The organism is Flavobacterium sp. AC267 (assembly GCF_979258715.1).
The window spans coordinates 4,468,775-4,494,691 of sequence record NZ_OZ409875.1; the positions used below are offsets into that span (position 1 = coordinate 4,468,775).

Consider the following 25,917-nt stretch of genomic DNA (forward strand, 5'->3'; position numbering starts at 1 on the left):
CCTCGGGATCGCTCAGACTGACCACAAACAATAAACAACAAACAATAAATAATAAACAATAAACAATCAAAAAGATGGCAGTAAATACAAAAATAGCCTTGGTAACAGGCGGAAGCAGAGGTTTAGGAAAAAACATGGCAATTGCAATTGCTAAAAAAGGAATTGATGTAATTATAACCTACAACAGCAAAAAAGATGAAGCTGACTTGGTGGTTAAAGAAATCGAAAATTTAGGTCAGAAAGCGGCTTCGCTTCAACTGAACGTTCTTTGCCTCAAGTACTTTTGATTCTTTCTTCAATGAAGTAGAATCAACATTAAAAAGTACTTTTAAAACAGATAAATTTGACTTTTTAGTAAATAATGCTGGAATCGGAATTCACAATTCATTTGTTGGGACAACTGAAGCAGAATTTGATCAATTGACTAATATTCAGTTTAAAGGACCATTCTTCTTAACACAAAAAGGGTTAAATGTAATGAATGACGGTGGCGGGATCGTAAATATTTCAACTGGTTTAGCAAGATTTTCTTTCCCAGGTTACGCGCCTATGCTCGCTATGAAAGGCGCAATTGAGACTTTAACAAAATATCAGGCAAAAGAATTAGGAGCAAGAAAAATCAAAGTAAATGTGGTTGCTCCAGGCGCAATCGAAACTGACTTTGGAGGCGGAGTCGTTCGCGACAACGAACAGATGAATCAGCAGATTGCTTCGGTAACGGCTTTAGGAAGAGTGGGTTTACCTGATGATATTGGCGGTGTTGTTGCCTTTTTATGTACTGACGAAGCACGCTGGGTAAATGCGCAAAGAATTGAAGTTTCTGGTGGAATGATGCTTTAAGATAATTGTGAATTGTGAATGGTGAATGGTTAATTGATAATTGTTAATTGTTAATTGTTCATGGTTCATGGTTAATTTGATGATTAAAAGTGGAATTTTTAATTTTTAATTTTTAATTTTTAATTTTTAATTTTTAATTTTTAATTTTTAATTTTTAATTTTTAATTTTAAATTTTAAATTTTAAAATAAAACAAAACCCGATAAGCATCAAAACTTATCGGGTTTGTCGTTTCAAATATATTTGAATTAGTAAGCTCTTATATTTAATTTTTCTCAATGATCACATCAAATCCGCCGTCTTTGTCGAATTGGATGTCATAAAACTTCTTGTCTTTTTCTACTCCAACTTCATACGTTGTTATATTTTTATCATTAACTACAACCGCAATTTCTTGGATTGCTTTTGCACCATAATTTTTCTTTAAATAAGCCTGCGATTTTGGTGGCAACTGACTTAGCGGAATCTGCAATTCATATGCTTTCATAATACCTAAATTATCGTAAATAGCCAGCGCTTTTGTGGTGTTATTTACGTTATATCTGGCTTCATAACGAATCTCATCATTATCATCTCCCACATATTCTTCAGACCAAACGGGTACTTTGCCAGGATATTCTTTTTCAAAAGCAAGTTTCACCTTTTCTGGCGGTGTCACTTCTTTTTTCATATTCGTTCCTTCTTGTGCAATTAAAAAACTGTCGCATAAAAAAGTAAAAATCAAAAACACGTTTTTCATGGCTTCATTTTTAAATTAAACTTTAAATAACGTATTAAAAGTACTACTTTATAATGAAGAAAAAAATAAACCTCACAATATTTTTATGAACATATAATTTATTTTGAATTAAGCACTTAACTAAAAAGTAAATTACAATTCCAGCTTTTTTTAGTCGGTCTGTTAATTCTCTTTTATAAGTAATTCCAATTGGGATTCTTTCGTTTTTAATTACAATAAAATCTTTTTCAGTTGTATCAATTTTATCGAGTGCCACGATGTACGATTTGTGAACGCGCATAAAACTCTTTTCTGGCAGGCATTTCTCGAATTCCGTTGTCGTAATCGAAGCCAGATAAGTTCTTTTAATCGTGTGCAGTTTTACATAGTTTCCAAAACTCTGCGCAAATAAAAGCTGATCCAATTCTATATTCATCAAATAGCCGTCGACTTTTACGTTAACGGAATTAACCGTTTCTTCTTCTGCCTTTGGTTTTACATTTTCTGTTGCAAAAAAACGATCAATTGCTTTTAAGAACCTTGGAAAATAAATGGGTTTCAATAAATAATCAATCACACCGTAATCATAACTTTCCAAAGCAAATTCAGAATATGCCGTTGTCAAAATAGTCTTCGGATGCGTTGGAAGAATTTTCAGCAGTTCCATTCCGGAAATCTCGGGCATGTTGATGTCGAGAAACATTAAATCAACAGAATTTTCTCTAAGATAATTCATTGTTTCAATGCCATTATAACCTTGAAAAACCAATTCTAACTGCGGATTCTGTTTGATATAATTAGCCAAAACATAATGCGCGGCGGGTTCGTCATCTACAATAATGCATTTTTTTGTTTCTCTCATCCTACAAACTTTTTAAGCTGTATTTCTAAATCAACAGTATAAATTTGTTTATCGTCTTGAATATCTAATTTATAGTCTTTTCCATAAATTAAATTCAAACGCTCAATCGTATTTTTCAAACCGATTTTAGTCGAAATCACATCTGTTTTCTTCGGAATTGAATTTGTAACATGAAGGTTTAACAAACCTTTTTCAACACTAATGGTAATATTTACAAAACACTTTTCAATAGCGCAAGTTCCATGTTTAAAAGCATTTTCTATAAATGCAATTAAGAGCATTGGCGAAATTTTATACGCATTTTCGTTATCAACATTAGAATCAAATGTAATATCACAGCGATAGCCAACGCGCTCTTTTTCAAGCTGTACGTAACTGTTTATAAACTCCAGTTCATCTTCTAAAGAAACACATTGTTTGCTGTTACTTTCGAGCTGGTAACGCATTAACTGCGAAACCTTCATAATTAAATCCGGCGTTCTGTCTGGAAACTGAAGACTTATTCCGTAAAGAGTATTAAAAGTATTGAATAAAAAATGCGGGTTCAATTGTCCTTTTAAAGAATTCAACTGCATTTGATTGAATAATAATCTTTGCATCAGTTTGTTTTCTGTGAATGCGATAAAATTTAAATACAATTATCGGACTCAAAATACAAACTAAAGTCCCTAAAACACTCGCCAATTGGTACGCATAACTTCTTTGATGTGAGTTTTGGTACAAATGACATTTTGCAAACATATCCAGCATCGTAATTTCATACAAAATGACGGAAAAAACAAAAACTCCAAATAATGTCAAAATTATATACGTAAAAGGTTTGTTTGCTTTGAATAAAATAGGAAGGAGAAAAAAGCGGTTAAATTGGGCATGCATGTATAAAATGCAATAGAAAAATACACCCATTAAAATAGAAATGAAGGAACTAAATAACATCCAATCATTTTTTAAGGTATAAATTGTAAATGAAAAAAGGACAACAGCAACTTCCTGCCACCATTTGTTATCCAGTATGTTATCAATTTTTTTGTTCATTCTTAATTTTGAAATAGTTTACAAAGTACGAACAAAAATTTAATTTTTATTTCTTTAAAATGACAAATTCAATTCGTCATTTACTAGTGCAGTACATCACTTAACCTGACTTTTATCAGCATAAGAGAAATAAATTTGTTTCATCAAAAACTATTTATATCACACCTTGAGTTTATGTATTTCAAAAAAATTACCTTATTATTTTTCTTGATTTTTGCCTCAGCTGGTTATTCTCAAACCCTTTCTTTAAAAGAAGCAGTAAAAACGGGGCTTGAAAACTACGGTTCCATCCGAGCAAAAAACAATTACACCAATGCATCAAAAGAGACTCTAAAACAATCTCGCCGTGATTATCTGCCTAACTTAAATTTGTCGGCGCGACAAGATTACGGAACTGTAAACGGCCAAAACGGACCGCTTTATGGTTTTGGCGGACTTGGCGTTGCTTCATCAGGACTTCCGTTACCTGAACAAAACTGGAACTCAGCATTTGGTGCTCTTTATCTGGTCAATATGAACTGGGATTTTTTCACTTTTGGAAAAATTAAAGAGAAAATCAATTTATCTAAAATTGATGTTCAAGCCAAAGAAAATGATTCGAAGCAGGAAATGTTCCAACAGGAAATCAAAATTTCTGCGGCTTATCTTAATTTACTGGCAAGCCAGCGATTGTTGATTTCACAGCAAAAAAACCTTAGCCGTGCAGAAGTTTTCAAAAAGACAGCACGCAAGAGTTAAAAACGGATTATTGGCCGGAGTCGATTCTACATTGGCAACTGCCGAAGTTTGAAAGCTAAAATCGCTTTAAACCTGGCGAGAAACTTCGTTAAAGAACAAAACAACAAATTAGTTGATTTAATGGGGGTTCTTCCTCAGGATTTTGTTACTGATACGCTTTTCGTTACTCAGATTCCAAAAGAATTAATTAAAGAAAATGCGGCAACAGACAGTCTGCATCCGTTATTGCAATTGTACAAAACAAGGATTGATTACAGTAATCAGCAGGTTAAATTGTTCCAGCGTTTCTATTATCCAACTATGAGTGCTTTTGGTGTTTTACAAACCAGAGCTTCTGGATTTGATTCCTCTTATGCAACAAATCAAACTGCTTTTAACCGAAATTATTGGGACGGCGTAAATCCAGATCGCACCAATTATTTAATTGGGGTTGGAATTACATGGAATTTAACGACGCCTTTTAGAGCAAACAAACAAGTAACGGCTCAGAAATTTGTTTCTCAGGCTTTGCAGGAAGAATACAATCAGGCTGACAGAGAACTGAAATCACAATTGAATTTTGCTGAAGATAAGATCAGAATTACTTTAGAAAATTATGCCGAAGCGCCAATTCAGGTTGATGCGGCAAAACGAGCTTATTTGCAAAAATCGACTTTATATAAAAATGGTTTAACCGATTTAACCGATTTGACGCAAACCATGTACGTTTTAAACCGTGCCGAAATCGATCGTGATATTGTCAACAATAATGTATGGCAGTCGTATTTGCTAAAAGTCGACGCAACAGGCAATTTTGACTTATTTATAAATGAATTTTAATTAGATCCAAATGAATTTAATACGTTTTGCACTCCGCAAACCCATCTCCATATTAGTATTGGTTGCGGGTCTATTTTTCTTCGGAATTGGTGCCATCAAAGACATTAAGGTAGATATTTTACCAAAAATGAATTTGCCGGTTATCTATATTGCGCATCCTTTTGGAGGTTACACGCCAGACCAGATGGAAGCTTATTTTGCTAAGACTTATGTTAACATTCTGCCTTTTGCCAATGGTGTAAAATCGGTAGAAACCAAAAATATTCAGGGGTTAATGATTATGAAATTAACCTATTATGAAAACACCAATATGGCGCAGGTTGCGACCGAATTAAGTTCGCTTTCGAACAGGATTCAGGCGGCATTTCCTCCGGGAACACAGCCTCCGTTTATCATTCGTTTTGATGCTTCTTCTCTGCCAATTGGTCAATTGGTTTTGAGCAGTAAAATACGTTCAAACAACGAATTACAGGATTTAGCCAACGTTTATGTTCGTGCTTCGTTTACTTCGATTCCTGGATTGCTTTCTCCAGCACCCTTCGGCGGAAGCCCAAGAACAATCGAGGTTAACGTAGATCCAGATTTATTGCGTTCGCACAATATGACGCCAGATCAAGTTGTAGAAGCAATTCGTGTAAACAACCAGACGGCTCCGGGCGGAAACGTGAGAATGGGCGACAAAAATTATATTACCCCAACCAACAATACGATTAAAGAAGTTAAAGATTTTGAGAATATACCGTTATTTAAAGGCGGTGTTCAAAACTTAAAATTAGGCGATGTTGCCAGCGTAAAAGATGGTGCCGATATTACAGCGGGTTATGCATTGGTAAACGGAAAACGTTCGGTTTATATTAGTATTGCAAAAGCGGGAGATGCTTCGACTTGGGATGTGGTTCAGAAATTAAAATCGGAACTGCCTAAAATTCAAAGTACTTTACCCGAAGATGTAAAATTATCGTATGAATTTGACCAGTCGGTTTATGTAATTAACTCGGTAAAAAGTTTAATTACCGAAGGAATTATTGGTGCGGTTTTAACCGGTTTAATGGTTTTATTATTCTTGGGAGATAGACGTCGCTGCGTTAATTGTAATTTTAACGATTCCAATTTCGATTATTTCGGGTGTTTTATTTCTGAAATTATTCGGGCAGACGATCAACTTAATGTCTTTAAGCGGATTGGCTTTGGCTATCGGAATTTTGGTGGATGAAAGTACGGTAACGATCGAAAATATTCACCAGCATCTCGACATGGGAAAACCAAAAGCACTCGCCATTTGGGATGCCTGTCAGGAAATTGCCTTGCCAAAATTATTGATCTTACTTTGTATTTTGGCCGTATTTGCGCCGGCATTTACAATGGTTGGTATTCCGGGAGCGTTGTTTCTGCCTTTAGCTTTAGCAATTGGATTCTCGATGGTTATTTCGTTTTTACTTTCTCAGACTTTTGTGCCTGTAATGGCAAACTGGTTAATGAAAGCACATCCAAAACACGATCATGGTCCAGAAATTACAGATGACGAAGCCGAATTTAACGACAGCGGTATAACACCAGAATCTGAAAGAGAACTTATTACCCAGAAAAAAGGGTATGTCGAAAAAGACGATACCAACAACAACGGAAAAATAGGTGGTTTTGAGCGTTTCAAAATTCGCTTTATGAGAACTTTAGACCGCTTATTTGTTCATAAAAAATTGACGAGTATCGTGTATCTAGTTTCTGCAACGGTTTTAGCAATTGTCTTAATTAGTTTTATTGGAAAAGATGTATTTCCAAAAACAAATTCAAGTCAGTTTCAACTGCGACTTCGTGCTCCAGACGGAACTCGTTTGGAAAGAACAGAAGAACAAGCTGTAATTACTTTAAAGGAATTGAAAAAAATGGTTGGGCCGGAACATATCGGAATCACTTCTGTTTATGTGGGGCGGCGACCCTTCTTTATTCTCCATTAACCCAATTTATTTATTCATGGCGGGTTCGCATGAAGCTGTTTTTCAGGTAAGTTTAAAAGATTACCATGCCGATATGGATGAATTTAAAGATGAGTTTAGAGCAAGGCTTAAAAAAAGTCCTTCCAGACACTAAAGTTTCTTTTGAACCAATCGAATTGACAGACAAGGTTTTAAGCCAAGGTTCTCCTACTCCAATCGAAATTCGAATTGCAGGAAAAGACAAAAAACGAAATGAATTATATGCGAATCAAATTGTAGATAAACTAAAAGCGATTTCGTATTTCAGAGATGTACAGATTGGACAGCCAATTCACTATCCAGCGATGAATATTGATATTGACAGAACACGTGCCGCAGAATTGGGAGTTGATATGAATGATATTTCGCGTTCTCTTGTGGCTTCGACCTCATCTTCACGATATACCGATAAAAATATGTGGGTTGATGAAAGAGCGGGATTATCATACAACGTTCAGGTTCAAGTGCCATTAAATAAAATGAAAAGCAAAACCGATATCGGTGAAATTCCGTTATTGAAAAATTCAATTCGTCCTGTTTTGAGCGACGTTGCTAAAATTACACCCGGATTTGTAAGTGGTGAAAATGACAATTTAGGGGCCATGCCGTACATTACCGTTACTGCAAACATCAACCAAACCGATTTAGGTACGGCGACAAAAGATGTAGGCAAAACAATTAGTGCTTTGGGTGAATTACCACGTGGTTTGTTTATTACACCTATCGGACTAAGTACTGTACTGACGGAGACATTAAGCAGTTTACAATCAGGATTGTTGGTTGCCATTTTTGTAATCTTCTTAATGCTGGCCGCTAATTTCCAATCGTTCAAAGTTTCACTGGTTATTTTAACGACCGTTCCAGCGGTAGTTTTAGGTGCATTGTTAATGCTGACTATTACAGGTTCAACACTAAACTTACAATCGTATATGGGAATCATTATGTCGGTTGGGGTTTCGATTGCCAACGCCGTTTTATTGGTTACGAATGCCGAACAGCTTAGAAAAATAAATGGCAATGCCTTAGAATCTGCGCGTGAAGCATGGCGTTACGTTTGCGTCCAATTATCATGACGTCTGTTGCGATGATTGCGGGAATGCTTCCAATGGCAATTGGACACGGCGAAGGAGGCGATCAGGTTTCTCCGTTAGGAAGAGCAGTTATTGGCGACTTATTATTTTCTACTTTTGCCGTATTATTGATCCTGCCTCAGATATTTGCGTGGGCACAAGCTAAAACAACAACACAATCTGTTTCTTTAGATCCTGAAGACGAAGAAAGCATCCATTATATCTCATCAATAAGTAAGTCGAAAGTTGAAAAGTAACCTGTTGAGTGTAAATATTTTTTAACACATAGAAACAATAGATTTTAGTTTTAAATAAAAAAGGTAAAAGAAAAAACTAGTTTTCACACATAGCTATATGCATTAAAACAAGTGAAACGCCTTTACCCGTAAAGAAGAGCTATGATTCTATGTGTTAAATTAAATTTTAAACACTTTCACCCAAAAGCTAAAAACATATTCATTCTATAAAACCAAAAAATGAAAAATAACATTATAAAATCTACAGCGATACTATTTACAGCTTTAGTTGTACTAAGCTGTGAAAAGAAAAAAGAAGAAACGGTTACACCAGAAATTGAACCTAAAGTAGAAACCTTTCTTTTAGCAAAAGAAAAACTAACAACAGAATTGCGTTTACCAGCTGAATTAACAGGTTTTCAACAAGTTGATTTGTATGCAAAAGTGAGCAGTTTCGTAAAATTATTGAAAGTTGATATTGGAACAAAAGTAAAAAAAGGACAACTTCTAATTGTGTTGGAAGCACCAGAAATCAGTTCGCAATTGGCAGCGACCGAATCGAGATTAAAATCGATGGAAGCCATTTACGCCACCAGCAAAAGCACGTACAACCGTTTGTATCAAACAAGCAAAGTTGAAGGAACAATTTCTAAAAATGATTTAGAAATGGCAAGCGGTAAAAAGAACTCCGATTATGCACAATACCAAGCTGGCCGTTGCGGCACACAAAGAAGTGGGCATTATGAGAGGTTATCTAGAAATCCGCGCTCCTTTTGACGGCGTTGTAGCAGCTAGAAATGTGAATTTAGGAACGTACGTCGGCCCAGCAGGAAAAGGATCTGATTTACCATTATTGACGATTCAGCAACAGGATAAACTGCGTTTGGCGGTTTCTATTCCGGAATTGTATACAGGATATTTACACCAAGGCGACGAAATGAGTTTTAATGTAAAATCGTTACCCGAAACTTTTAAAGCTAAAATTACCAGAATGTCTGGCGCCTTAGATTTAAAGTTACGTTCTGAGCGTGTTGAGATGGATGTTTTAAACACCAAAAAAGATCTTTTACCAGGAATGGTTGCGGAAGTTTTGTTACCGCTTAACGCGAAAGACAGTACGTTCGTCATTCCGAAATCGGCTTTGGTGAATTCTGCAGAAGGATTGTTTGTAATCAAAGTCGTGAATCACAAAGCAACTAGAGTTGATGTAAAAAAAGGAAGAGAAATCGACGATAAAATCGAAATATTCGGCGATTTGAACCCTCAAGATAAACTGGTAAAAATTGCCAGCGAAGAAACTAAGGAAGGCGATGTTATAAACGAATAACCTGCGTTTAGTCTTCAATTTAGTGATTACCAAAAACTGTACGCATTCGTGAGAGTGCAAATTTTTAAATTTGCCTAAAAGGGCAGTTCTTCTTTAATTGGAGGGACTGTCCTTTTTTAATTATTCAAACTGTTTTGGCCATCCAAGTTTATTTATTTGTTCAACAAACTCTTCTGCTTCTTTATTTGTTTCAATTACAAAATCGTATAAAGAAAAATCAATTGACGGTTCTTTGGTTACTGTACCGAACTTAATGTCATTGTCTGAAACTTCAATTGATAACTTATATTTGCAATCTTCAGAAAAACAGTCTATCTCAAAAAAAATTAAAAATTCATTAAATTCTTCATAGTATGTTATTCTTGATTGATAAACATCATTTAAATAATTTTTAAAACTTTCTTTATTAATTTTTTTCATGTTACTAAAATAATACAATCTGTGTTTTAGTCTTCAATTTAGTGATTACCAAAAACTGTACGCATTCTTAGGAATGCAAATTTAAAAATTTGCCTAAAAGGGCAGTTCTTCTTTAATTGGAGGGACTGTCCTTTTTTTGTTTTTTTGTTTTTTTGTTTTTTTTAAAGATCTTTTCTAAAACTATTAAATTCTAATTACTTTGAATTTTAATAGGTGAGTCCTTTTTAGCATCTGATATCACTTTATCTTTTATTTTATTTATAGTGTCTTTTTTAATTAAAGGTTGAGATTTGTGGATATGTAGCTGAATGTTTTTTGATGGAACATTTATTATCTGTACATCTTCAGTTTTTTTTGGTGATATTATCTGAATTAATGAGTAAATAATAAAAGTAACAAGCAAAATTGAAAGTATACTTTTTAAAATAGTAATTAAAAATTCTAATTTTGAAATTTTTTTCCATACTTTTTTAAAGTCATTTTCAAAATCAGAATATATTTTATTATACGATTTCTTAATTTCATTCTCTTCTTTTTCTACATCTTCTTTAAGACAAAAAATATTATATTTTACAATCGATAAAATATAAAAGGCAATTATTGTATATAAAAAATATGCCAAAATTATCAAGCCTAAAATCCACGGCTTTTCTTTTACTTGATAACTTGCAAATGCAGTGGCACTAAAAGTTAATGGGAATGCAAAAACTTGTTTATTAACTGTATCTATATTTTTTTCTAAACTTTCAAAATACTTATTTCTTTCTTCTTTAAATTTTGATCTTATTTTATCAAAAGCAAAATCTAAAACATAATTTTCATAATCCTTTTCAGCTAGACTCAAAAGTAATTTTAAGCTTCTAATTATTTCATAAAAACGATCCTGAATATCTTTTTCGTGAATACCTGTATTCGTTATTATTTCTTTAAAAAATTGTATAAACTCTTTTTTTGAAATGAAATCTTTAAATCTTCAAAAATAGGTTTCAAGTTGTCTAAATATCTAACACGATCCTCTTTATTTTTATAACCGATATGAAATACTCCATTATCTTTACTAATAATTATGAACTGATTACTTGATTCATTCAAAAGTGTAGTAAACAAAGAATTTTCTTTTAAGAATTCTAATAGTTTCTGATATACATAAAAATTAAAAATTACAGCTTTTTCTGGAGTAAATGTTTCTCCATTGCTTTTTAAAATTGAAAAATCACCATCTTTTAAAATTAATATCAATGATTTATCAAAATTATCCTTGTATTTAGAATAATTATTATAAAAATCATCGAGATTATAAAAAACAAAAAAATCTTTAATTAAACATGAACTTAAAATAATTTCATATTTACTGTCCAATAAAGCATCGTATCTACTAAAGAGACTAGTAATTATTTGACTAATTCTAGCTTTATCTTTGTTATCCTTGACTTTAAACGATAAAGTTCTTCCATCAAATAATATAGTTTCTACAATTACATTTGTAACAAAAATTCTCTAAAATTTTCAATAATATTTGAAGAATTATTCATCTAGCAAGGAATATTGTTTCTTTATCTGATTTACTAAAGGTTGAGAATTTATTATTATTCTGTTATCTTCCAAAACAACATAATCCTTATTAATTTTATTATAATCTACATTTATTTCTACTCCTTCAACTTTAGCTCTAATTGTTACCAAAGTTTTCCACTTAGCAGGATGTCTTACAAATTCTGTATCTAAAATAATTGCGTGTTTTGCGAGCATATTCTAAAAATATCATTTCGTTTTTATCTCCATAAAAATGCTTACCCATTTCTATAAGATTCACAGTTTTATTAGATTTAGATTTAGCATACTCATAAACTGCTTTTTGAAATTCATTTTGACTGCGATACAAAGGTTTACCCAATTCGTCTTTAGGCAAATCAATGGATTTAATAATTGAAACTAAATTTGAAGTATTTTTATCATTTTTAATATAACCAGTTGCTAAAACCCATTCTCTGAAATATTTTGATACCACTCCATCTTGTTGAGTTGTAATTAATGCTAAATAGTTTCTATCATCTTCTGTCTCTGAAAAGATTTGAAGATTTAGTCTACATGCCATTGCTATTTTATCTATATTGATATTATCAGCAGTTATTAATTTGTATGTTCCTGAAACTTTTGAAATATTCATTCCAGCTTTTTGTCTTAACAAAACTACAGTTATATATCTTTTTTCATCAACGGTATAATCAACAAATAGATAATAACCACCTGTCGCAAAAGGCACTTTTTCTATTTTATCTTTTAAATCACTTAAGCTTTCAGAAAATTTATAAAATTCATCATTATCATCGGTTGCTAAATAATCATTTAAACTATTTGAAAAAACGTTACTTTCATTATCCTTAAAATGAGTATTTTTTAAAGAAGAACTTTCTGTAATTGATTTATGAATTAAAGTTATTAATGCTACAGAAAACTCATCTTCCATCATCACTTCCTGCGATAAATCTAGTCTTGCATCCGTTTTTTGAAATTCCTTTTCTAATAAATGGATAGTGTATTTAAGTATTTTTATTCCCATATCTTACAATAAATCAGTTAAATAAAATTTCTGTAATATATAAAAAAAACGTACACAACTGCAAGAAATTTTGTACAGTAAAAAAATATAAATTATTTAAGTGTTATTGAAAGTTCATGATCTTAAACACAAGTAACAATATCATCTAAAAACCTCGATCTTAAAAAAAATCGAGGTTTTTCCATTATATACCTTACTCCTCACTCAAATAAGGATTCAAAATCTCCGCCAATTCATTGAGCCAATAATAATTGTCTTCAAAATTGTTTAGTCCAATTTGGAGGGTGTCGTGTTGTCGCATTACGCCGAGAGCTAAAATGCAATTTACTTGTCTTAAAATTTTAGCCATATCTTCGGGATCTATAATATGGTTAAAAAAATCAATCAGCCTTGTTTCGGCTTCTTTGGAAAGGGTGTTTGTTTTCATAAAGTGAAGAATTTAAGAAAAAACCCTCATACCTTAGCAGTCTTACGCTTCTTCACGGCGTCAAAGTCCTTTCGGAGCTTTACTACATAGCACGAGGGCAAATTTTATGTTGTCTTAATGTGAAGATTTAAGAACTTCAAATATAGAGAAAATTATTTCAAAAAGAAAGATTTTTCTTTCAATCAGTATATTGCTTTTATCAAATATAAGAATTCTATATTTTAGGAAGTACTTATCGCATTTTTGTCATTGCGACGTAAGGAGAAATCTTCACGATCCCGAAGCTTCGGGACGCTAACTAAATCGAAAATCTTTGTCGATATGCGCATGTGATCCTTCGTTCCTCAGGATGACAAACTGTACGTAAACATTTGTCAGGCTGAGCAATCCCGAGGCATCGGGAGAAACTCCACAATCATTTTAAAACATAGCCTCCGGTTTCAACCAGAGGAACGCAAAGATTTATCCTCATTTTATTTAAAAAATCAATTGCCTCCAGTTTTAACTGGAGGTATAAATAAAAGCGAGAAAAAAGGCTTTAGCCAAATGCGCATTTTGGCTAAAGCCTATTCTTATAAAATCTTATCAAATAACCTAGTTAAACTAGGGGCTATTCATTTCTAATCTTTGTCGAGCTACTTGTGGAGATTTCTCCCTTCGGTCGAAATGACAAAGTAGATGGAAAACAGGAACGCTTCACACTAGCAAAAGGAAAAAAACACATTAAACTCCTCAATCATTTTAAAACATAGCCTCTGGTTTCAACCAGAGGAACACAAAGATTTACCGCATTTTATTTAAAAAAATCAATTGCCTCCAGTTTTAACTGGAGGGAGAAATAAAAGGGAGAAAAAAGGCTTAGCCAAATGCGCATTTTGGCTAAAGCCATATTACCATTGATTTTTTTGATAACCTAGTTAAAACTAGTGGCTATTCAACAAAAAAATGCAAGACCAAAATTGATCTTGCATTTTTTGCAACTTGATAAATCTAAATAGAAAACATTTTTTACACCGTCTGACGCTCGTGTTTTCCTTCTTTAATTTCTTCTACCATTTTTTTATTAAAGGCTGGCAAATCATCAGGGTTTCGGCTGGTTACTAAACCATTGTCTACCACTACTTCTGAGTCTTCCCATTGTGCTCCTGCATTTTTCAAATCGTTTTTAACAGAGAAGAAGGAAGTTACTTTTCGACCTTGTAAAACTTCAGCATCTACCAGAATTTGAGGTCCATGACAAATAGCGGCTACTGGTTTTTTACTTTCAAAAAAGGAACGTACAAAATTTACAGTCGCCTCTTCTCTTCTCAGTAAATCAGGGTTTATAACTCCTCCTGGAAGAACCAAAGCATCGTAATCTGATTCATTTGCCTGATCTAATACTACATCAACATTATATTCTTTGCCCCAATTACCATCTTTCCAAGATTTAATAGTTCCAGATTTTAAACTGATGATATCTGCATTCCAACCCTGCTCTTCTAAATATGCTTTAGGCGATGCTAATTCTGATTCTTCAAAACCGTTTGTTGCTAATATGGCTATATTCTTTTTCATAATTTTAAATTTTTAAAACGTTATTAATTTTGATTTAGATAAAATTACTTATTTCAAACAGCCAGCGAAAACGGACTATGTTAAACCTTTCTTTAATAAAAGTTAATTAATTGGTATTCAGATTTTTATTAAAAATTAAATTGAAATTATGTAAGATTGATGTCAATCTAGTCTACTATTTTATAGGAATGACAACTTAGAGAATGATTAAATAATCGTAGTAAGGACTCACCTCAAATCCTTCTTAATAACCAAATACTTCAAATCGGTAGTTCCAATATTTTTGATTCCGTGTTCCATATTTGAGGGACAGTAGAAACTCGTGTTTGGACCGGCAGTTTTGGTTTTTCCGTCTAAGTAGAATTCGGCAGTGCCCTCGAGGATATAAAAAAATTCTTCTTCGACATGATGGTGTGGCGCGTGCGTAGATTTCCCAGGTTCAACGATACTCATTTTGAGCGTGTTTTCCTGAGTGAAGTTTTTATCGCCAAACCAATATTGATAACCTACTTTTGTTTTGGTGGCTTTATCCAGTTCAAAATGATTGACACAGTTTTCGATTGTGTATTCTGGTGAGGCTGTTTCTTTTTTGGTTCCTTGTGCAAATGTTATCTGCTGGAAAAATAAAACAGTGATTGTGGTTTTTAGGATGGTTAGTGGTTTCATTTTTTTTTATTGTAATGTTACGAAAAAAAATGATACAGGTGGTTGTGAGCTTGCTTTTGCTATTTGAAGAAGTGATCTAAGTCGTAAATGTTTCTCAATTTTGGTTCACGCAGATTTGGCAGATTTTTTTTTGTCATTATGCTAATACTATGGATTTGGATTGCTCGGGCTTCTCCCGAAGCCTCGGGATCGCTGAGCCTGACAAAACAAAACATTAATTTTTTCATTAAAAGTCCCAGCGGGACGAAATATTTATAGAAACAATTAATTACATTTTAATAGAGCCCAAGTGGGGCGAAATAATCCCTGTTGATTTCGATAATTATTATATCGCTCCGCTGGAGCTTTTGTAAACCGCTATTTAACAATCTATAAATATTTCATTCCTCTGGAATTTTACCTTCGAGAAAATCATTCATAGTAACTTTGACAATGCTCTAATAAAAAAGATACGTTCTAGCCTAGCCCCGATCGAAATGGCATCCTTTTATGTCTCGTTTTTTTCTAACGAAACATAAAAGATATAATGGAGAGCGGGACAAATGGTCTTGAAAAACCAAAAAATTTCTGCTTCTTAAAAAATTTACTTAACTAAAAAATTGAATAAAATAGAGGCTTTCCGAAGTTTTTTTAAATTGATCTATGACACGATAAGAAAATATTATGATAATATTATTTCATAATTAGAAAAACGGTCATACATTTGCCTAACGGTGTTAAACAATTTAATACTCAAATGAAATGGCTAGTAAAGATCGAATTTTAAGACAAAAAGAAGAGACAAGGAACAACATCCTTGGGGCCGCTTATGATATCGTGAAAGATGAAGGCTGGAATGGTTTGAGTATGCGTAAAATTGCCGACAGAATCGAATATACTGCTCCTATTATTTATGAATATTTTTCGAATAAAGAAGCAATACTAGAAGAACTGACTGGCAAAGGTTTTATAAAGCTGACTAAAGAATTGCAGATTGCAATAGATAAGTTTGAAAAACCAGAAGATCAATTGGAAGCCATGTGGATGACCTATTGGGACTTCGCTTTTACGAATACTGAAATGTACCAGTTAATGTTTGGTGTTCAAATGACGTGTCGCGCTCAGCGCTGTTCGGCTCAAGAGGGACCTTACAAATTATTTACTCATGTAATTGCTGAAGTAATGAAAGACAGCAATCCGAGTCAGGATATCATTAAACAAAAATATTTTACTTTCTTTTCTGTAATTCATGGTTTAATCGCCATCAACATCATTAATAAAAGTGATATTTTAGAAACTATAAATGCACAAATTTTGAAAGATGCCATTGGCGGTATCATCAAATCAATACAATAATTTTTTTTTCAATTTTTACTTAACAGTGTAAAATAATTTAATTTGGATAATATAAAATCCTTTTTTTTATAACCATTACTTAACACTGTTAGAAAATTTAATAGAGTAATAAAAAACTCTTTTTTTAGACCGTTACTTAACACCGTTAAATATTTTAATAGTGATTTAAAGTAAAAATGAAAATGCTTAAAGTAGAGAGTTTGTGCATATTTACTTAACAATGTTAGATAATTTAATTCAATTAAATATGAATCCCGAGAATGCCAGAATACCACAAATTAAACGAGAAAATGTTCAACCAATTAAAACCAATATGAAAATGAAAAATTTAATTATAACCAGTTTTATCCTGGCATTAGTATTAAGCGGCTATTGCCGATAAAAATCAGGCGCCTACTGCTCCACCTCCGCCGGTTTTACCTGTGTTGGCCATCACAAGTGCAAATACAACTACTGACGCTGAATATCCTGTCGCAATACAAGGAACTGTTGATGTTGAAATTCGTCCGCAGGTAAGCGGTAACCTTGACAGAATTTTTGTTGACGAAGGTGCTTATGTAAGCAAAGGACAAACTTTATTTAAAATAAACGAGCGTCCGTTTCGTGAGCAGTTAAATAATGCTTTGGCAAGTCTTCACAGTCGCAGAAGCGGCTTTGATTAACGCTAATCTAGAAGTGGATAAATTAACGCCTTTAGTACAAAACAAAGTAGTTTCAGACTATCAATTGAAAACAGCTAAAGCGTCTCAAAAAATTGCTTGCTTGCTAATATCGAACAGGCAAAAGCAATGGTAGGTTCTGCTAAGATTAATTTAGGCTATACGAATGTGACAGCCCCAGTAAGCGGCTACATAGGAAGACTGCCTAAAAAACAAGGAAGTTTAGTTTCTGCTGCTGATGTAGAGCCTTTAACTACTTTATCTGATGTTCATGAAGTTTACGCTTATTTCTCTTTGGGCGAAACAGATTTCATCAACTTTAAATCGCAATATGCAGGAAGTTCTCTTGGCGATAAAATTAAAAAACTGCCTCCGGTTACTTTGATTTTGGCTGATAATAACGCATATCCTCAAACTGGAAAAATCGATATGGTTGACGGACAGTTTGATAAAACTACTGGAGCGATCACGATTAGAGCAACTTTTCCAAATGCAAACGGAACGTTACGTTCTGGAAATACAGGTAGAATCCGTTTAGGATTACAGCACGACGATGCGATTTTAGTGCCTATAGCGACTACTATTGAAATGCAGGATAAAGTATTTGTTTTCACTGTAGGAAAGGATAATAATGTAACTAAAGTGCCTATTACAGTTGTAGGTAAAAGCGGTACTAATTATTTAATTAAAGATGGTGTAAAAACGGGTGATCAAATCGTAATGAGCGGTATTGATAAACTTCAGGACGGACAAGCTATTCAGCCAGAGAAAGTCTGCTAAAGTTGCCCAAGTAACTAATAAAAAATAATTCCAAAATAAAATGTTCAAAATATTTATACAAAGACCTGTACTGGCAACCGTAATTTCCATTTTATTGGTTATTCTGGGGGTATTGGGTTTAACTAAACTGCCTTTACAACAGTTTCCAGATATTGCGCCTCCATCGGTTTTGGTAACGGCGGTATATCCTGGAGCAAATGCAGAAACGGTTTTACGTTCTGTGGCACCTTCTATCGAAGAATCTATAAATGGTGTAGAAAACATGACTTATATGAGTTCTACAGCCAGTAACGACGGTACTTTAGCTATTACTGTTTTCTTTAAACTGGGTACAGATGCAGATCAGGTCGCAGTAAACGTACAAAACAGAGTTGCTCAGGCAACGAGTCAGCTTCCTGCCGAGGTTGTACAGCAAGGTATTGTTACGGCGAAACAGCAAAACAGTTTCATCATGGCGATTGGTATGTATACGGATGATGAGACGAAATACGACCAAACGTTTGTTGCCAACTATGCGCAGATTAATATTATTCCGGAACTAAAACGTATTCCGGGTGTGGGTTCTGCCAGTATTTTTGGTGGTGTAAAAGATTACTCTATGCGTGTTTGGTTGAATCCAACACAAATGTCAACTTACAAAGTAACGCCTAGCGAAGTTATGGGCGCTATTCAGGACAAAAGTTTGGAGGCGGCTCCCGGGAAATTTGGAGAACGAAGCAAAGAAGTTTTTGAATACGTTATTAAATACAAAGGGAAATTAACTAAACCAGAAGATTATGAAAATATTGCTATACGTTCTAATGCAGATGGCTCAGTACTTCGCTTAAAAGATGTAGCGAGAGTAGAACTTGGTGCTTACTCTTACAACAGTTTAACTCGTTTAAATGGTAAAAAAGGAATTGTAATCGGGGTTATCCAGTTGGCTGGTTCTAACTCTAATGATATTCAGATTGCCATTAATAAAATGATGGAAAAGGCTTCTAAAGATTTTCCAAAAGGCATCAAACATAATATTTTCTATAGTACAAAAGTATCTCTTGACCAATCTATTGAGCAGGTTGAGCATACATTAATAGAAGCTTTTATATTAGTTTTTATTGTGGTATTTATCTTCTTACAAGATTTTAGATCAACATTAATTCCGGCCATTGCTGTACCTGTAGCAATTTTAGGAACGTTCTTCTTCATGCAGTTATTCGGATTTTCGATCAACCTTTTAACACTTTTCGCATTAATTCTGGCGATTGGTATTGTGGTCGATGATGCCATTGTGGTAGTCGAAGCGGTGCATGCGAAAATGGAGCACAAGCGCTTGTCTCCAAAAAATCGCCACCCATGAAGCAATGCACGAAATAACGGGTGCTATTATCTCGATTACGCTGGTAATGGTCGCTGTTTTCCTGCCGGTTGGTTTTATGGAAGGATCTACGGGAGTTTTCTATCGTCAGTTTGCCTTTACAATGGCTATTGCAATTGTAATTTCGGCAGTAAATGCGTTAACATTGAGTCCGGCGCTTGCGGCATTATTTTTAAAAGATAATCACGCGACACACGATCACAATCCAGACGCGCCTTATGTAAAAAAAGGATTTAAAGAGAAATTCTTTACCGCTTTTAACAGCAGTTTTGAATCGTTGACAAATCGTTACGTTGGCGGATTGAAATTCTTAATCAGAAGAAAATGGTTGAGTATCGGCGGATTGGTTTTAATTACTGTTGCAACGGTAATTATGGTAAAAACAACTCCTGCAGGATTTATTCCAACAGAAGATCAAGGATTTATTGCGATTGCAGTAAATACACCATCTGGAACATCATTAGAAGGAACTCAAAAAGTAATGACCGATGCCGAAAATCTTTTAAGTAAACTTGATGCTTCAAGAGATGTAACCGCAATTTCTGGTTTCAACTTATTGACGAATTCAACAAGTCCATCATCTGCAGTAGTTTTCGTATTGCTTAAACCAAATGAAGAACGCGGCGATGTAAAAAATATTGACGAAATCATGAATCAGGTTCGTGGTAAACTGGGCGCTATTTCTGGCGGAAGTTTCTTCGTATTCAGTTTCCCAACTGTTCCCGGATTTAGTAACGTTGAGGCTTTAGATTTAGTTCTTCAGGATAAAACGGGAGGAAAACTGGACAAATTCAGCGGTATTTCTCAAAACTTTATCGGCGAATTAATGAAACGTCCAGAAATTGCAGTTGCCTTTACTTCTTTCAAAGCAGATTATCCACAATTACAATTAGAGGTTAATGATGAAAAAGCGAATCAATTGGGTGTCAATGTAAAAGACATTTTGCAAACTATGCAGGCTTACTTTGGTAGCGCACAAGCATCTGATTTTAACCGTTTTGGTAAATATTATCGTGTGGTTGTTCAGGCTGACATCCAAGATAGAGCTGATCCAACTGCAATTGACAGAGTTTTTGTAAAAAACAAAACTGGCGAAATGGTGCCAATAAATACTTTAGTAAAACTAACTCGTATTTACGGTTCTGAAACCGCTTCACGATACAATTTATTTAACTCAATTTCTATTAATGCAATTCCGAAGCCAGGATTTAGTTCCGGAGATGCCATTAAGGCAATTGAAGAAGTAGCGACACAACAATTACCTGCAGGTTACGGGTTCGAATTCTCGGGTCAGACTCGTGAGGAGATTTCTTCTGGAGGGCAGTCTGCAACAATATTCTTACTGTGTTTGATATTCATTTATTTCTTACTTGTCTGCACAGTATGAAAGTTACATTTTGCCTTTGGCTGTAATCTTGTCAATTCCTGCAGGTATTTTTGGAGTATTCGTTGCGATTGGTTTAACTGGAATTGAAAATAACATTTACGTACAAGTTGCACTGGTCATGCTGATCGGACTTCTGGCGAAAAATGCCATTTTGATTGTCGAGTTTGCCGTTCAAAAACGAAAATCGGGACAAGCTTTAGTAAGAGCTTCTATTGATGCTTTGCAAAATTACGTCTGCGACCAATTATAATGACCTCTCTTGCCTTTATTGTTGGTTTAGTGCCAATGATGAGTGCCAAAGGACCATCGGCTCAGGGTAACCACTCTATTAGTATTGGAGTCGCGGGAGGTATGATTTCAGGAGTAATTCTAGGTTTGTTTATCATTCCGGTTCTCTTTATCATCTTCCAGCATTTACAAGAAAAGGTTACTGGAAAACCAGTTGCCGTAATTCATAATGAAGAAAAATAATATATGGAAAACTATATCACAACAGCTTTAGTCGCCATCATCATTGGCATCGCTTATATATCGTACAGAATCTCAAAAGATCTTGAAACTAGAAAAGATACTTGTACAGAAATCTAACCCGTTGGGTGAAATTTAAAAATAAACTTTAACACATAGAAACACAGTCCCGAGGCTTCGGGATTGTGTCAAAAAAAGAAAATAAAGGAAACAGGTTTCCAAACATAGCGAAACTATGTGCTCTTAAACTAGTGAAACGCCTTTTTTAATTTTCAAAAAACTATGCTTCTATGTGTTTAAAAATTACACCCTATGGGTACAGAAATTTAATAAAAGAAAGAATGAAAAATCATATAACCAAAATCGTGACCTTCGCCATTCTGATCACGACCTTAATATCCTGTAAAGTTTCGAAGGATATTGAAACTCCAAAAGATGCAATTCCTGAGAATTTCAGGAATGCATCGGTTTCGAGTGATACAACAAGTATTGCCGATGTGGAGTGGAAAAACTTCTTTACAGAAAAAGATATTATCAAGTTAATCGACAGTGCTGTTGCCAGAAACAACGATTTGCAGATTGCCGAAAAAAACATTGAAATTGCGCAATACCGTTTTACGCAGTCAAAATGGGGAAATGTGCCTCAGGTAAATTTATTAATAAACGCAAGTACAAGTAACCCGTCTGACAATAGTTTTACAGGATTGAACTTAAACCAGGCAATTGGTGCTAAACATATTGATGATTATTCTGCCGGAGCTTCACTTTCTTGGGAAGCAGATATCTGGGGGAAAATCAGAAATCAGAAAAAAAGGTGCTTATGCAGGATATCTTCAGTCAGAAGAAGTTAAAAAAGCATTGCAAACCAATATTGTGGCAAATGTTTCAAGAGGATATTATAATCTTTTGATGTTGGACGCACAATTGGAAATTGCGAGACAAAATCTTCGTTTGAATGATAGCACAACGAATATCATCAAATTAAAATACGATGCTGGTCAAGTAACTTCTTTAGCAATTCAACAATCTGAGGCACAGAAATTAAACTCAGCGCAGTTGATTCCGTTATTGGAACAAAACATTGCGATTCAGGAAAATGCTTTAAGTGTTTTAACAGGTTCATTTCCGAATTCAAAAGAAAGAACAATTCGTTTGAGTGCGATTGATGTAAAACAAAATACTGCAATCGGAATTCCGTCTGCTTTAGTTAGCAGAAGGCCTGATGTTAAAAGTGCTGAATTAGCTCTTAAAGTAGCAAACGCCAACGTTGGAATCACAAAAGCTGATTTATATCCAGCTTTAAGAATCACAGCGCAGGGCGGTTTGAACTCTTTTGAAACCAGCAATTGGTTCAATATTCCGGCTTCTTTATTTGGAACTGTTGCGGGAGGTTTAACACAGCCACTTTTAAACAACAAAAGAGTGAGAACGCAATATAATATCGCTGTCGCGGAAAGAGAAAAAGCAGTTTTAAGCTTTAGACAATCGGTTTTGGTTGCCGTAAGCGAAGTTTCGGATGCTTTGGTTAAGGTAGAGAAATTACAGCGACAGGAAACTTTCTTAAAAGAAAAAGTAAAAACTTTGCAACAAGCGATTAGAAATGCCAACTTATTATTCAAAAACGGTATGGCAGAATATCTTGAAGTTTTAACAGCGCAGGCAAACTTATTGCAAAGCGAATTGGAACTGGCAGACCTAAAAAGACAACAACTTACAGCTAATACAGATTTGTACCGCGCTCTAGGCGGAGGCTGGAAATAATACCCAATACAATTACCCGTTAATTATTTATTTTTTGAGATGAAAACGCTGTGAGACTTAGGTTTCATGGCGTTTTTTGTTTTTTTTTATTGCGCTAAGGTGCTAAGGCACAAAGTTTTTTTTATGCCGATCGCATTTTATGTCATGCTGAGTGAAGTCGAAGCACTTCAACACATAAAAGGTCTTCTACTTCGCTCAGACTGAGAATCTTTTTATTTTCTCGCAAAGGCGCGAAGTCGCAAAGATTTTTAAGTCTCTCGCAGATTTTGGAGATTTTTTATCTGCTTTATCTGCTTTATCTCTAAAATCTGCGAGAGCTATTATTCTCATTTTATGTCATGCTGAGCGAAGTCGAAGCAATTTCAACACATACAAGGTCTTCAACTTCGCTCAGACTGACAATCATTATTATACATAGAATATTTTTCACGTAATCTTGTCATCCTGAGGAACGAAGGATCACACACGAAACTCTACAAAGATTGGTATGTCACTCTGCGGAATAACTGAAGTCTCTCGCAGATTTTGCAGATTTTGCAGATTTTGGAGATTTTGGAGATTTTTATCTGCTTTATCTCTAAAATCTGCGAGAGCTATTATTCTCATTTTATGTCATGCTGAGCGAAGTCGAAGCACTTCAACACATACAAGTCTTCGACTTCTCTCAGACTGACAATCATTATTATACATGGAATATTTTTCACGTAATCTTGTCATCCTGAGGAACGAAGGATCAAACACGAAACTCTACAAAGATTGGAATGTCACTCTGCGGAATAACTGAAGTCTCTCGCAGATTTTGCTGATTTTGGAGATTTTTATCTGCTTTATCTCTAAAATCTGCGAGAGCTATTATTCTCATTTTATGTCATGCTGAGTCGAAGTCGAAGCAATTTCAACACATACAAGTCTTCGACTTCGCTCAGACTGACAATCATTATTATACATAGAATATTTTTCACGTAATCTTGTCATCCTGAGGAACGAAGGATCACACACGAAACTCTACAAAGATTGGAATGTCACTCTGCGGAATAACTGAAGTCTCTCGCAGATTTTGCTGATTTTGGAGATTTTTATCTGCTTTATCTCTAAAATCTGCGAGAGCTATTATTCTCATTTTATGTCATGCTGAGCGAAGTCGAAGCACTTCAACACATAAAAGGTCTTCGACTTCGCTCAGACTGACAATCGTTTTATTTTCTCGCAAAGACACAAAGATTTGTTTCTCGCAGATTTTGCAGATTTAAGCAGATTTTTTTTAAAGTATATTAAATTATCTGTGCAAATCTGCTTAAATCTTTTTTTAAATCTACGTGAAATATATCATTAAATAACTTTACGCCTCTGCGACTTTTTGAGAGCCATTATTCAGTTTGCATCAAACAAAAAACTTATCTAATTTTAGTCTTTCGCAAAAGCAAAAATAAAATGACATCTCACCAACAGAAATATCTCAATCAATTAAAACAAACCATTGAAAGTTACTACCCTATTTCTGAAAGGTCATGGAAATTGATTGAGAACATTGCAGAATTTCAAGAAATCAAAAAAGGAGAAACAGTATTACAAAACGGAGAAATAGCAAAAAATCTTCATTTTGTGGCAAAAGGTATTTTAAGAGCTTTTATAACCGATCAACAGGGGAATTTTTACAATAAAAACCTTTTTTTTAGAAAATTATTTTGCGGGTTCCAAGGTTTCATTGATGCAACAATCTCCTTCTAATTTTACAATTGAAGCGCTTGAAGACTGTATTATCATCAATCTTAATTATAAAAAATACCTTTCGTTAATTAATGAAAATGAAGATCTCAAAAACTTTTATATCGCTCATTTAGAGAAAAATTGGATTATCGAGAAAGAACAAAGAGAAGTGGCGCTAGTCATGCAAAACGCAACAGAGAGATATCTGGAACTTCTAGAAAGACATACTAGTATTGCAGATCGCGTTCCGTTATTGCATATTGCTTCGCATTTAGGAATCACGCCAACACAATTAAGCCGAATCAGAAAAAGTCTTGAAAAAGATTTGTAAATCAACATATGTAAAGGTTTTTCTAAAAGACCAGATTTATCTTTACTCCATAATTCAAACTTGTTATTACAATGAATCCTATAAATCTCATAAAAGATAATATTGACAATCTTACCGGTTTGTGGAAAACCGTAGGCGCTCCTTTCCTCTCCTATCATAAAAACGATTCTTTTGAATATTGCAAAATAGAAAATTCTGGCTGGCCAAATAAACTTTGGTTTCGCAATGATATTACCAAAAACGATCTGCCTGATATTAGCAAAACAATGAAATCAAATTCGGATTTGGTTTTGCCTTACTTTGATATTTATGAATCAAAAGCTTTTGAAATATTGGATGCGTATGGTTTTACATTAAAAACCGAACAAGTGGCAATGGTTTTAAAACTGGGTCAAAAATTTGATTTACAAAACAATCTGACTTTCAAAAAAGTAATGAATGAAGAGAATGCCAAAGTCTGGTCTGATTTGTATCCGAATGCTTTTGGATATGTAATCAGCAAAGAAATTCTAGTTCAGAATCATCAAAACGTACATTTCTATTTGGTTTCTTTAGAAGAAAAACCAATTGGAACTTTTATGCTATTTGAAACCGGAAAAACTATCGGAATTCATGGTGTTGGCGTACTCCCAGAAATGCGAAGAAAAGGTTTCGCCGAAGAAATTATGAAATTTGCCCTTAATTTATCCATCGATTTAGAGATGGAATATGCGCAGTTACAAGCTTCTGCAATGGGAAAAGACATTTATACAAGATTGGGTTTTGAAGATTTGTTTGTGATTAAGAATTATATTTTGGCTTAAATTCCAAATAAAAAATTCCAAATTCCAATTTCGCATTCTATGGCATGCTGAGCGAAGTCGAAGCAGTTTCGGAGCATAAAGG

General features: G+C 34.1%; 27 protein-coding genes and 3 pseudogenes. 15 read left to right on the forward strand and 15 right to left on the reverse strand.

Annotated elements, in window-relative coordinates; genetic code table 11:
• Positions 1-74 precede the first annotated feature (74 nt).
• A pseudogene (locus tag ACZZ95_RS23640) lies at positions 75-840 on the forward strand (SDR family oxidoreductase).
• 264 nt (positions 841-1,104) lie between these two features.
• Here ACZZ95_RS23640 and ACZZ95_RS23645 read toward each other — a convergent pair.
• The 4 genes from ACZZ95_RS23645 to ACZZ95_RS23660 are packed head-to-tail and all read right to left on the reverse strand — an operon-like array spanning position 1,105 to position 3,454.
• The gene (locus ACZZ95_RS23645) at positions 1,105-1,578 is read right to left on the reverse strand and encodes a hypothetical protein (RefSeq protein ID WP_463470950.1); all 474 of its coding nucleotides are present in this window, start codon (positions 1,576-1,578) and stop codon (positions 1,105-1,107) included.
• Between the two features lie 43 nt (positions 1,579-1,621).
• Positions 1,622-2,419, reverse strand: coding sequence for a LytR/AlgR family response regulator transcription factor (locus tag ACZZ95_RS23650; protein WP_463470951.1), 798 nt, complete (start codon positions 2,417-2,419; stop codon positions 1,622-1,624).
• Positions 2,416-3,018: a sensor histidine kinase gene (locus ACZZ95_RS23655; protein WP_463470952.1), complete on the reverse strand. Its 603-nt coding sequence runs from the start codon at positions 3,016-3,018 to the stop codon at positions 2,416-2,418. Before ACZZ95_RS23655 ends, ACZZ95_RS23650 begins: the two co-directional genes overlap by 4 nt.
• Entirely contained in the window at positions 2,936-3,454 is a 519-nt protein-coding gene (locus ACZZ95_RS23660) for a hypothetical protein (RefSeq protein WP_463470953.1), read from the reverse strand. Before ACZZ95_RS23660 ends, ACZZ95_RS23655 begins: the two co-directional genes overlap by 83 nt.
• Positions 3,455-3,628: 174 nt before the next feature.
• On the opposite strand from ACZZ95_RS23660, the gene ACZZ95_RS23665 reads away from it, so the two are divergent.
• The 5 genes and pseudogenes from ACZZ95_RS23665 (at position 3,629) to ACZZ95_RS23685 (ending at position 9,617) form a co-directional block, all read left to right on the forward strand.
• Positions 3,629-4,192: a TolC family protein gene (locus ACZZ95_RS23665; protein ID WP_463470954.1), complete on the forward strand. Its 564-nt coding sequence runs from the start codon at positions 3,629-3,631 to the stop codon at positions 4,190-4,192.
• A gap of 48 nt (positions 4,193-4,240) precedes the next feature.
• Positions 4,241-5,011, forward strand: coding sequence for a TolC family protein (locus tag ACZZ95_RS23670; protein WP_463470955.1), 771 nt, complete (start codon positions 4,241-4,243; stop codon positions 5,009-5,011).
• Between the two features lie 10 nt (positions 5,012-5,021).
• A pseudogene (locus tag ACZZ95_RS23675) lies at positions 5,022-8,311 on the forward strand (efflux RND transporter permease subunit).
• A 219-nt stretch (positions 8,312-8,530) separates the two neighbouring features.
• A complete protein-coding gene (locus tag ACZZ95_RS23680) occupies positions 8,531-9,067 on the forward strand; it encodes an efflux RND transporter periplasmic adaptor subunit (RefSeq protein WP_463470956.1) in 537 nt (178 codons plus the stop codon).
• On the forward strand, positions 8,985-9,617 hold the full coding sequence (locus ACZZ95_RS23685; protein ID WP_463470957.1) for an efflux RND transporter periplasmic adaptor subunit: 633 nt from the start codon (positions 8,985-8,987) through the stop codon (positions 9,615-9,617). The genes ACZZ95_RS23680 and ACZZ95_RS23685 overlap by 83 nt, the downstream gene beginning before the upstream one ends.
• A gap of 120 nt (positions 9,618-9,737) precedes the next feature.
• Here the strand turns inward: ACZZ95_RS23685 and ACZZ95_RS23690 are convergent, their stop codons facing one another.
• The 8 genes from ACZZ95_RS23690 to ACZZ95_RS23725 all read right to left on the reverse strand — a co-directional run bounded on the left by ACZZ95_RS23690 (position 9,738) and on the right by ACZZ95_RS23725 (position 15,247).
• Positions 9,738-10,037 carry a hypothetical protein gene (locus tag ACZZ95_RS23690; RefSeq protein WP_463470958.1) on the reverse strand — a complete coding sequence of 100 codons (300 nt, stop codon included), beginning with the start codon at positions 10,035-10,037 and terminating at the stop codon, positions 9,738-9,740.
• 190 nt (positions 10,038-10,227) lie between these two features.
• Positions 10,228-10,881: a hypothetical protein gene (locus tag ACZZ95_RS23695; RefSeq protein ID WP_463470959.1), complete on the reverse strand. Its 654-nt coding sequence runs from the start codon at positions 10,879-10,881 to the stop codon at positions 10,228-10,230.
• A gap of 74 nt (positions 10,882-10,955) precedes the next feature.
• Entirely contained in the window at positions 10,956-11,396 is a 441-nt protein-coding gene (locus ACZZ95_RS23700; RefSeq protein ID WP_463470960.1) for a hypothetical protein, read from the reverse strand.
• 165 nt (positions 11,397-11,561) lie between these two features.
• Positions 11,562-11,786, reverse strand: coding sequence for a hypothetical protein (locus ACZZ95_RS23705; protein ID WP_463471806.1), 225 nt, complete (start codon positions 11,784-11,786; stop codon positions 11,562-11,564).
• The gene (locus ACZZ95_RS23710) at positions 11,731-12,597 is read right to left on the reverse strand and encodes a nucleoid-associated protein (protein WP_463470961.1); all 867 of its coding nucleotides are present in this window, start codon (positions 12,595-12,597) and stop codon (positions 11,731-11,733) included. Before ACZZ95_RS23710 ends, ACZZ95_RS23705 begins: the two co-directional genes overlap by 56 nt.
• A gap of 193 nt (positions 12,598-12,790) precedes the next feature.
• On the reverse strand, positions 12,791-13,024 hold the full coding sequence (locus tag ACZZ95_RS23715) for a hypothetical protein (protein ID WP_463470962.1): 234 nt from the start codon (positions 13,022-13,024) through the stop codon (positions 12,791-12,793).
• A 1,008-nt stretch (positions 13,025-14,032) separates the two neighbouring features.
• The gene (locus ACZZ95_RS23720; protein WP_463470963.1) at positions 14,033-14,581 is read right to left on the reverse strand and encodes a type 1 glutamine amidotransferase domain-containing protein; all 549 of its coding nucleotides are present in this window, start codon (positions 14,579-14,581) and stop codon (positions 14,033-14,035) included.
• A gap of 228 nt (positions 14,582-14,809) precedes the next feature.
• Positions 14,810-15,247 (reverse strand): cupin domain-containing protein, encoded by a 438-nt coding sequence (locus ACZZ95_RS23725; protein WP_463470964.1) that lies wholly within the window; start codon positions 15,245-15,247, stop codon positions 14,810-14,812.
• A 741-nt stretch (positions 15,248-15,988) separates the two neighbouring features.
• Here ACZZ95_RS23725 and ACZZ95_RS23730 point away from each other — a divergent pair.
• From ACZZ95_RS23730 to ACZZ95_RS23755, 6 genes and pseudogenes are all read left to right on the forward strand, one after another.
• The gene (locus ACZZ95_RS23730) at positions 15,989-16,582 is read left to right on the forward strand and encodes a TetR/AcrR family transcriptional regulator (protein WP_463470965.1); all 594 of its coding nucleotides are present in this window, start codon (positions 15,989-15,991) and stop codon (positions 16,580-16,582) included.
• A gap of 422 nt (positions 16,583-17,004) precedes the next feature.
• Complete coding sequence (locus ACZZ95_RS23735; RefSeq protein ID WP_463470966.1) at positions 17,005-17,244, forward strand: hypothetical protein; 240 nt, start codon at positions 17,005-17,007, stop codon at positions 17,242-17,244.
• A gap of 96 nt (positions 17,245-17,340) precedes the next feature.
• Positions 17,341-18,021 (forward strand): efflux RND transporter periplasmic adaptor subunit, encoded by a 681-nt coding sequence (locus ACZZ95_RS23740; protein ID WP_463470967.1) that lies wholly within the window; start codon positions 17,341-17,343, stop codon positions 18,019-18,021.
• A 40-nt stretch (positions 18,022-18,061) separates the two neighbouring features.
• Positions 18,062-21,236, forward strand: a pseudogene (locus ACZZ95_RS23745) (efflux RND transporter permease subunit).
• A gap of 338 nt (positions 21,237-21,574) precedes the next feature.
• Entirely contained in the window at positions 21,575-22,084 is a 510-nt protein-coding gene (locus ACZZ95_RS23750) for a TolC family protein (protein WP_463470968.1), read from the forward strand.
• A complete protein-coding gene (locus ACZZ95_RS23755; protein ID WP_463471760.1) occupies positions 21,975-22,994 on the forward strand; it encodes a TolC family protein in 1,020 nt (339 codons plus the stop codon). The genes ACZZ95_RS23750 and ACZZ95_RS23755 overlap by 110 nt, the downstream gene beginning before the upstream one ends.
• A gap of 195 nt (positions 22,995-23,189) precedes the next feature.
• Here the strand turns inward: ACZZ95_RS23755 and ACZZ95_RS23760 are convergent, their stop codons facing one another.
• The 3 genes from ACZZ95_RS23760 to ACZZ95_RS23770 all read right to left on the reverse strand — a co-directional run bounded on the left by ACZZ95_RS23760 (position 23,190) and on the right by ACZZ95_RS23770 (position 24,114).
• The gene (locus ACZZ95_RS23760; protein ID WP_463470969.1) at positions 23,190-23,324 is read right to left on the reverse strand and encodes a hypothetical protein; all 135 of its coding nucleotides are present in this window, start codon (positions 23,322-23,324) and stop codon (positions 23,190-23,192) included.
• A 403-nt stretch (positions 23,325-23,727) separates the two neighbouring features.
• Positions 23,728-23,856 carry a hypothetical protein gene (locus tag ACZZ95_RS23765; protein ID WP_463470970.1) on the reverse strand — a complete coding sequence of 43 codons (129 nt, stop codon included), beginning with the start codon at positions 23,854-23,856 and terminating at the stop codon, positions 23,728-23,730.
• Positions 23,857-23,985: 129 nt separating this feature from the next.
• Positions 23,986-24,114 (reverse strand): hypothetical protein, encoded by a 129-nt coding sequence (locus ACZZ95_RS23770; RefSeq protein ID WP_463470970.1) that lies wholly within the window; start codon positions 24,112-24,114, stop codon positions 23,986-23,988.
• A 311-nt stretch (positions 24,115-24,425) separates the two neighbouring features.
• On the opposite strand from ACZZ95_RS23770, the gene ACZZ95_RS23775 reads away from it, so the two are divergent.
• The 3 genes from ACZZ95_RS23775 (at position 24,426) to ACZZ95_RS23785 (ending at position 25,835) form a co-directional block, all read left to right on the forward strand.
• A complete protein-coding gene (locus ACZZ95_RS23775; protein WP_463470971.1) occupies positions 24,426-24,722 on the forward strand; it encodes a cyclic nucleotide-binding domain-containing protein in 297 nt (98 codons plus the stop codon).
• Entirely contained in the window at positions 24,703-25,032 is a 330-nt protein-coding gene (locus ACZZ95_RS23780) for a Crp/Fnr family transcriptional regulator (RefSeq protein ID WP_463470972.1), read from the forward strand. The genes ACZZ95_RS23775 and ACZZ95_RS23780 overlap by 20 nt, the downstream gene beginning before the upstream one ends.
• 71 nt (positions 25,033-25,103) lie before the next feature.
• Positions 25,104-25,835 carry a GNAT family N-acetyltransferase gene (locus ACZZ95_RS23785; protein WP_463470973.1) on the forward strand — a complete coding sequence of 244 codons (732 nt, stop codon included), beginning with the start codon at positions 25,104-25,106 and terminating at the stop codon, positions 25,833-25,835.
• Positions 25,836-25,917: the final 82 nt, after the last annotated feature.

Coding starts and splice junctions, on each gene's coding strand:
- ACZZ95_RS23645 (WP_463470950.1), bottom strand. CDS start 1,578: ATGAAAAACGTGTTTTTGATTTTTACTTTTTTATGCGACAGTTTTTTA.
- ACZZ95_RS23650 (WP_463470951.1), bottom strand. CDS start 2,419: ATGAGAGAAACAAAAAAATGCATTATTGTAGATGACGAACCCGCCGCG.
- ACZZ95_RS23655 (WP_463470952.1), bottom strand. CDS start 3,018: ATGCAAAGATTATTATTCAATCAAATGCAGTTGAATTCTTTAAAAGGA.
- ACZZ95_RS23660 (WP_463470953.1), bottom strand. CDS start 3,454: ATGAACAAAAAAATTGATAACATACTGGATAACAAATGGTGGCAGGAA.
- ACZZ95_RS23665 (WP_463470954.1), top strand. CDS start 3,629: ATGTATTTCAAAAAAATTACCTTATTATTTTTCTTGATTTTTGCCTCA.
- ACZZ95_RS23680 (WP_463470956.1), top strand. CDS start 8,531: ATGAAAAATAACATTATAAAATCTACAGCGATACTATTTACAGCTTTA.
- ACZZ95_RS23685 (WP_463470957.1), top strand. CDS start 8,985: ATGCACAATACCAAGCTGGCCGTTGCGGCACACAAAGAAGTGGGCATT.
- ACZZ95_RS23690 (WP_463470958.1), bottom strand. CDS start 10,037: ATGAAAAAAATTAATAAAGAAAGTTTTAAAAATTATTTAAATGATGTT.
- ACZZ95_RS23705 (WP_463471806.1), bottom strand. CDS start 11,786: ATGCTCGCAAAACACGCAATTATTTTAGATACAGAATTTGTAAGACAT.
- ACZZ95_RS23710 (WP_463470961.1), bottom strand. CDS start 12,597: ATGGGAATAAAAATACTTAAATACACTATCCATTTATTAGAAAAGGAA.
- ACZZ95_RS23715 (WP_463470962.1), bottom strand. CDS start 13,024: ATGAAAACAAACACCCTTTCCAAAGAAGCCGAAACAAGGCTGATTGAT.
- ACZZ95_RS23720 (WP_463470963.1), bottom strand. CDS start 14,581: ATGAAAAAGAATATAGCCATATTAGCAACAAACGGTTTTGAAGAATCA.
- ACZZ95_RS23725 (WP_463470964.1), bottom strand. CDS start 15,247: ATGAAACCACTAACCATCCTAAAAACCACAATCACTGTTTTATTTTTC.
- ACZZ95_RS23730 (WP_463470965.1), top strand. CDS start 15,989: ATGGCTAGTAAAGATCGAATTTTAAGACAAAAAGAAGAGACAAGGAAC.
- ACZZ95_RS23750 (WP_463470968.1), top strand. CDS start 21,575: ATGAAAAATCATATAACCAAAATCGTGACCTTCGCCATTCTGATCACG.
- ACZZ95_RS23755 (WP_463471760.1), top strand. CDS start 21,975: ATGATTATTCTGCCGGAGCTTCACTTTCTTGGGAAGCAGATATCTGGG.
- ACZZ95_RS23760 (WP_463470969.1), bottom strand. CDS start 23,324: ATGAGAATAATAGCTCTCGCAGATTTTAGAGATAAAGCAGATAAAGCA.
- ACZZ95_RS23765 (WP_463470970.1), bottom strand. CDS start 23,856: ATGAGAATAATAGCTCTCGCAGATTTTAGAGATAAAGCAGATAAAAAT.
- ACZZ95_RS23770 (WP_463470970.1), bottom strand. CDS start 24,114: ATGAGAATAATAGCTCTCGCAGATTTTAGAGATAAAGCAGATAAAAAT.
- ACZZ95_RS23775 (WP_463470971.1), top strand. CDS start 24,426: ATGACATCTCACCAACAGAAATATCTCAATCAATTAAAACAAACCATT.
- ACZZ95_RS23780 (WP_463470972.1), top strand. CDS start 24,703: ATGCAACAATCTCCTTCTAATTTTACAATTGAAGCGCTTGAAGACTGT.
- ACZZ95_RS23785 (WP_463470973.1), top strand. CDS start 25,104: ATGAATCCTATAAATCTCATAAAAGATAATATTGACAATCTTACCGGT.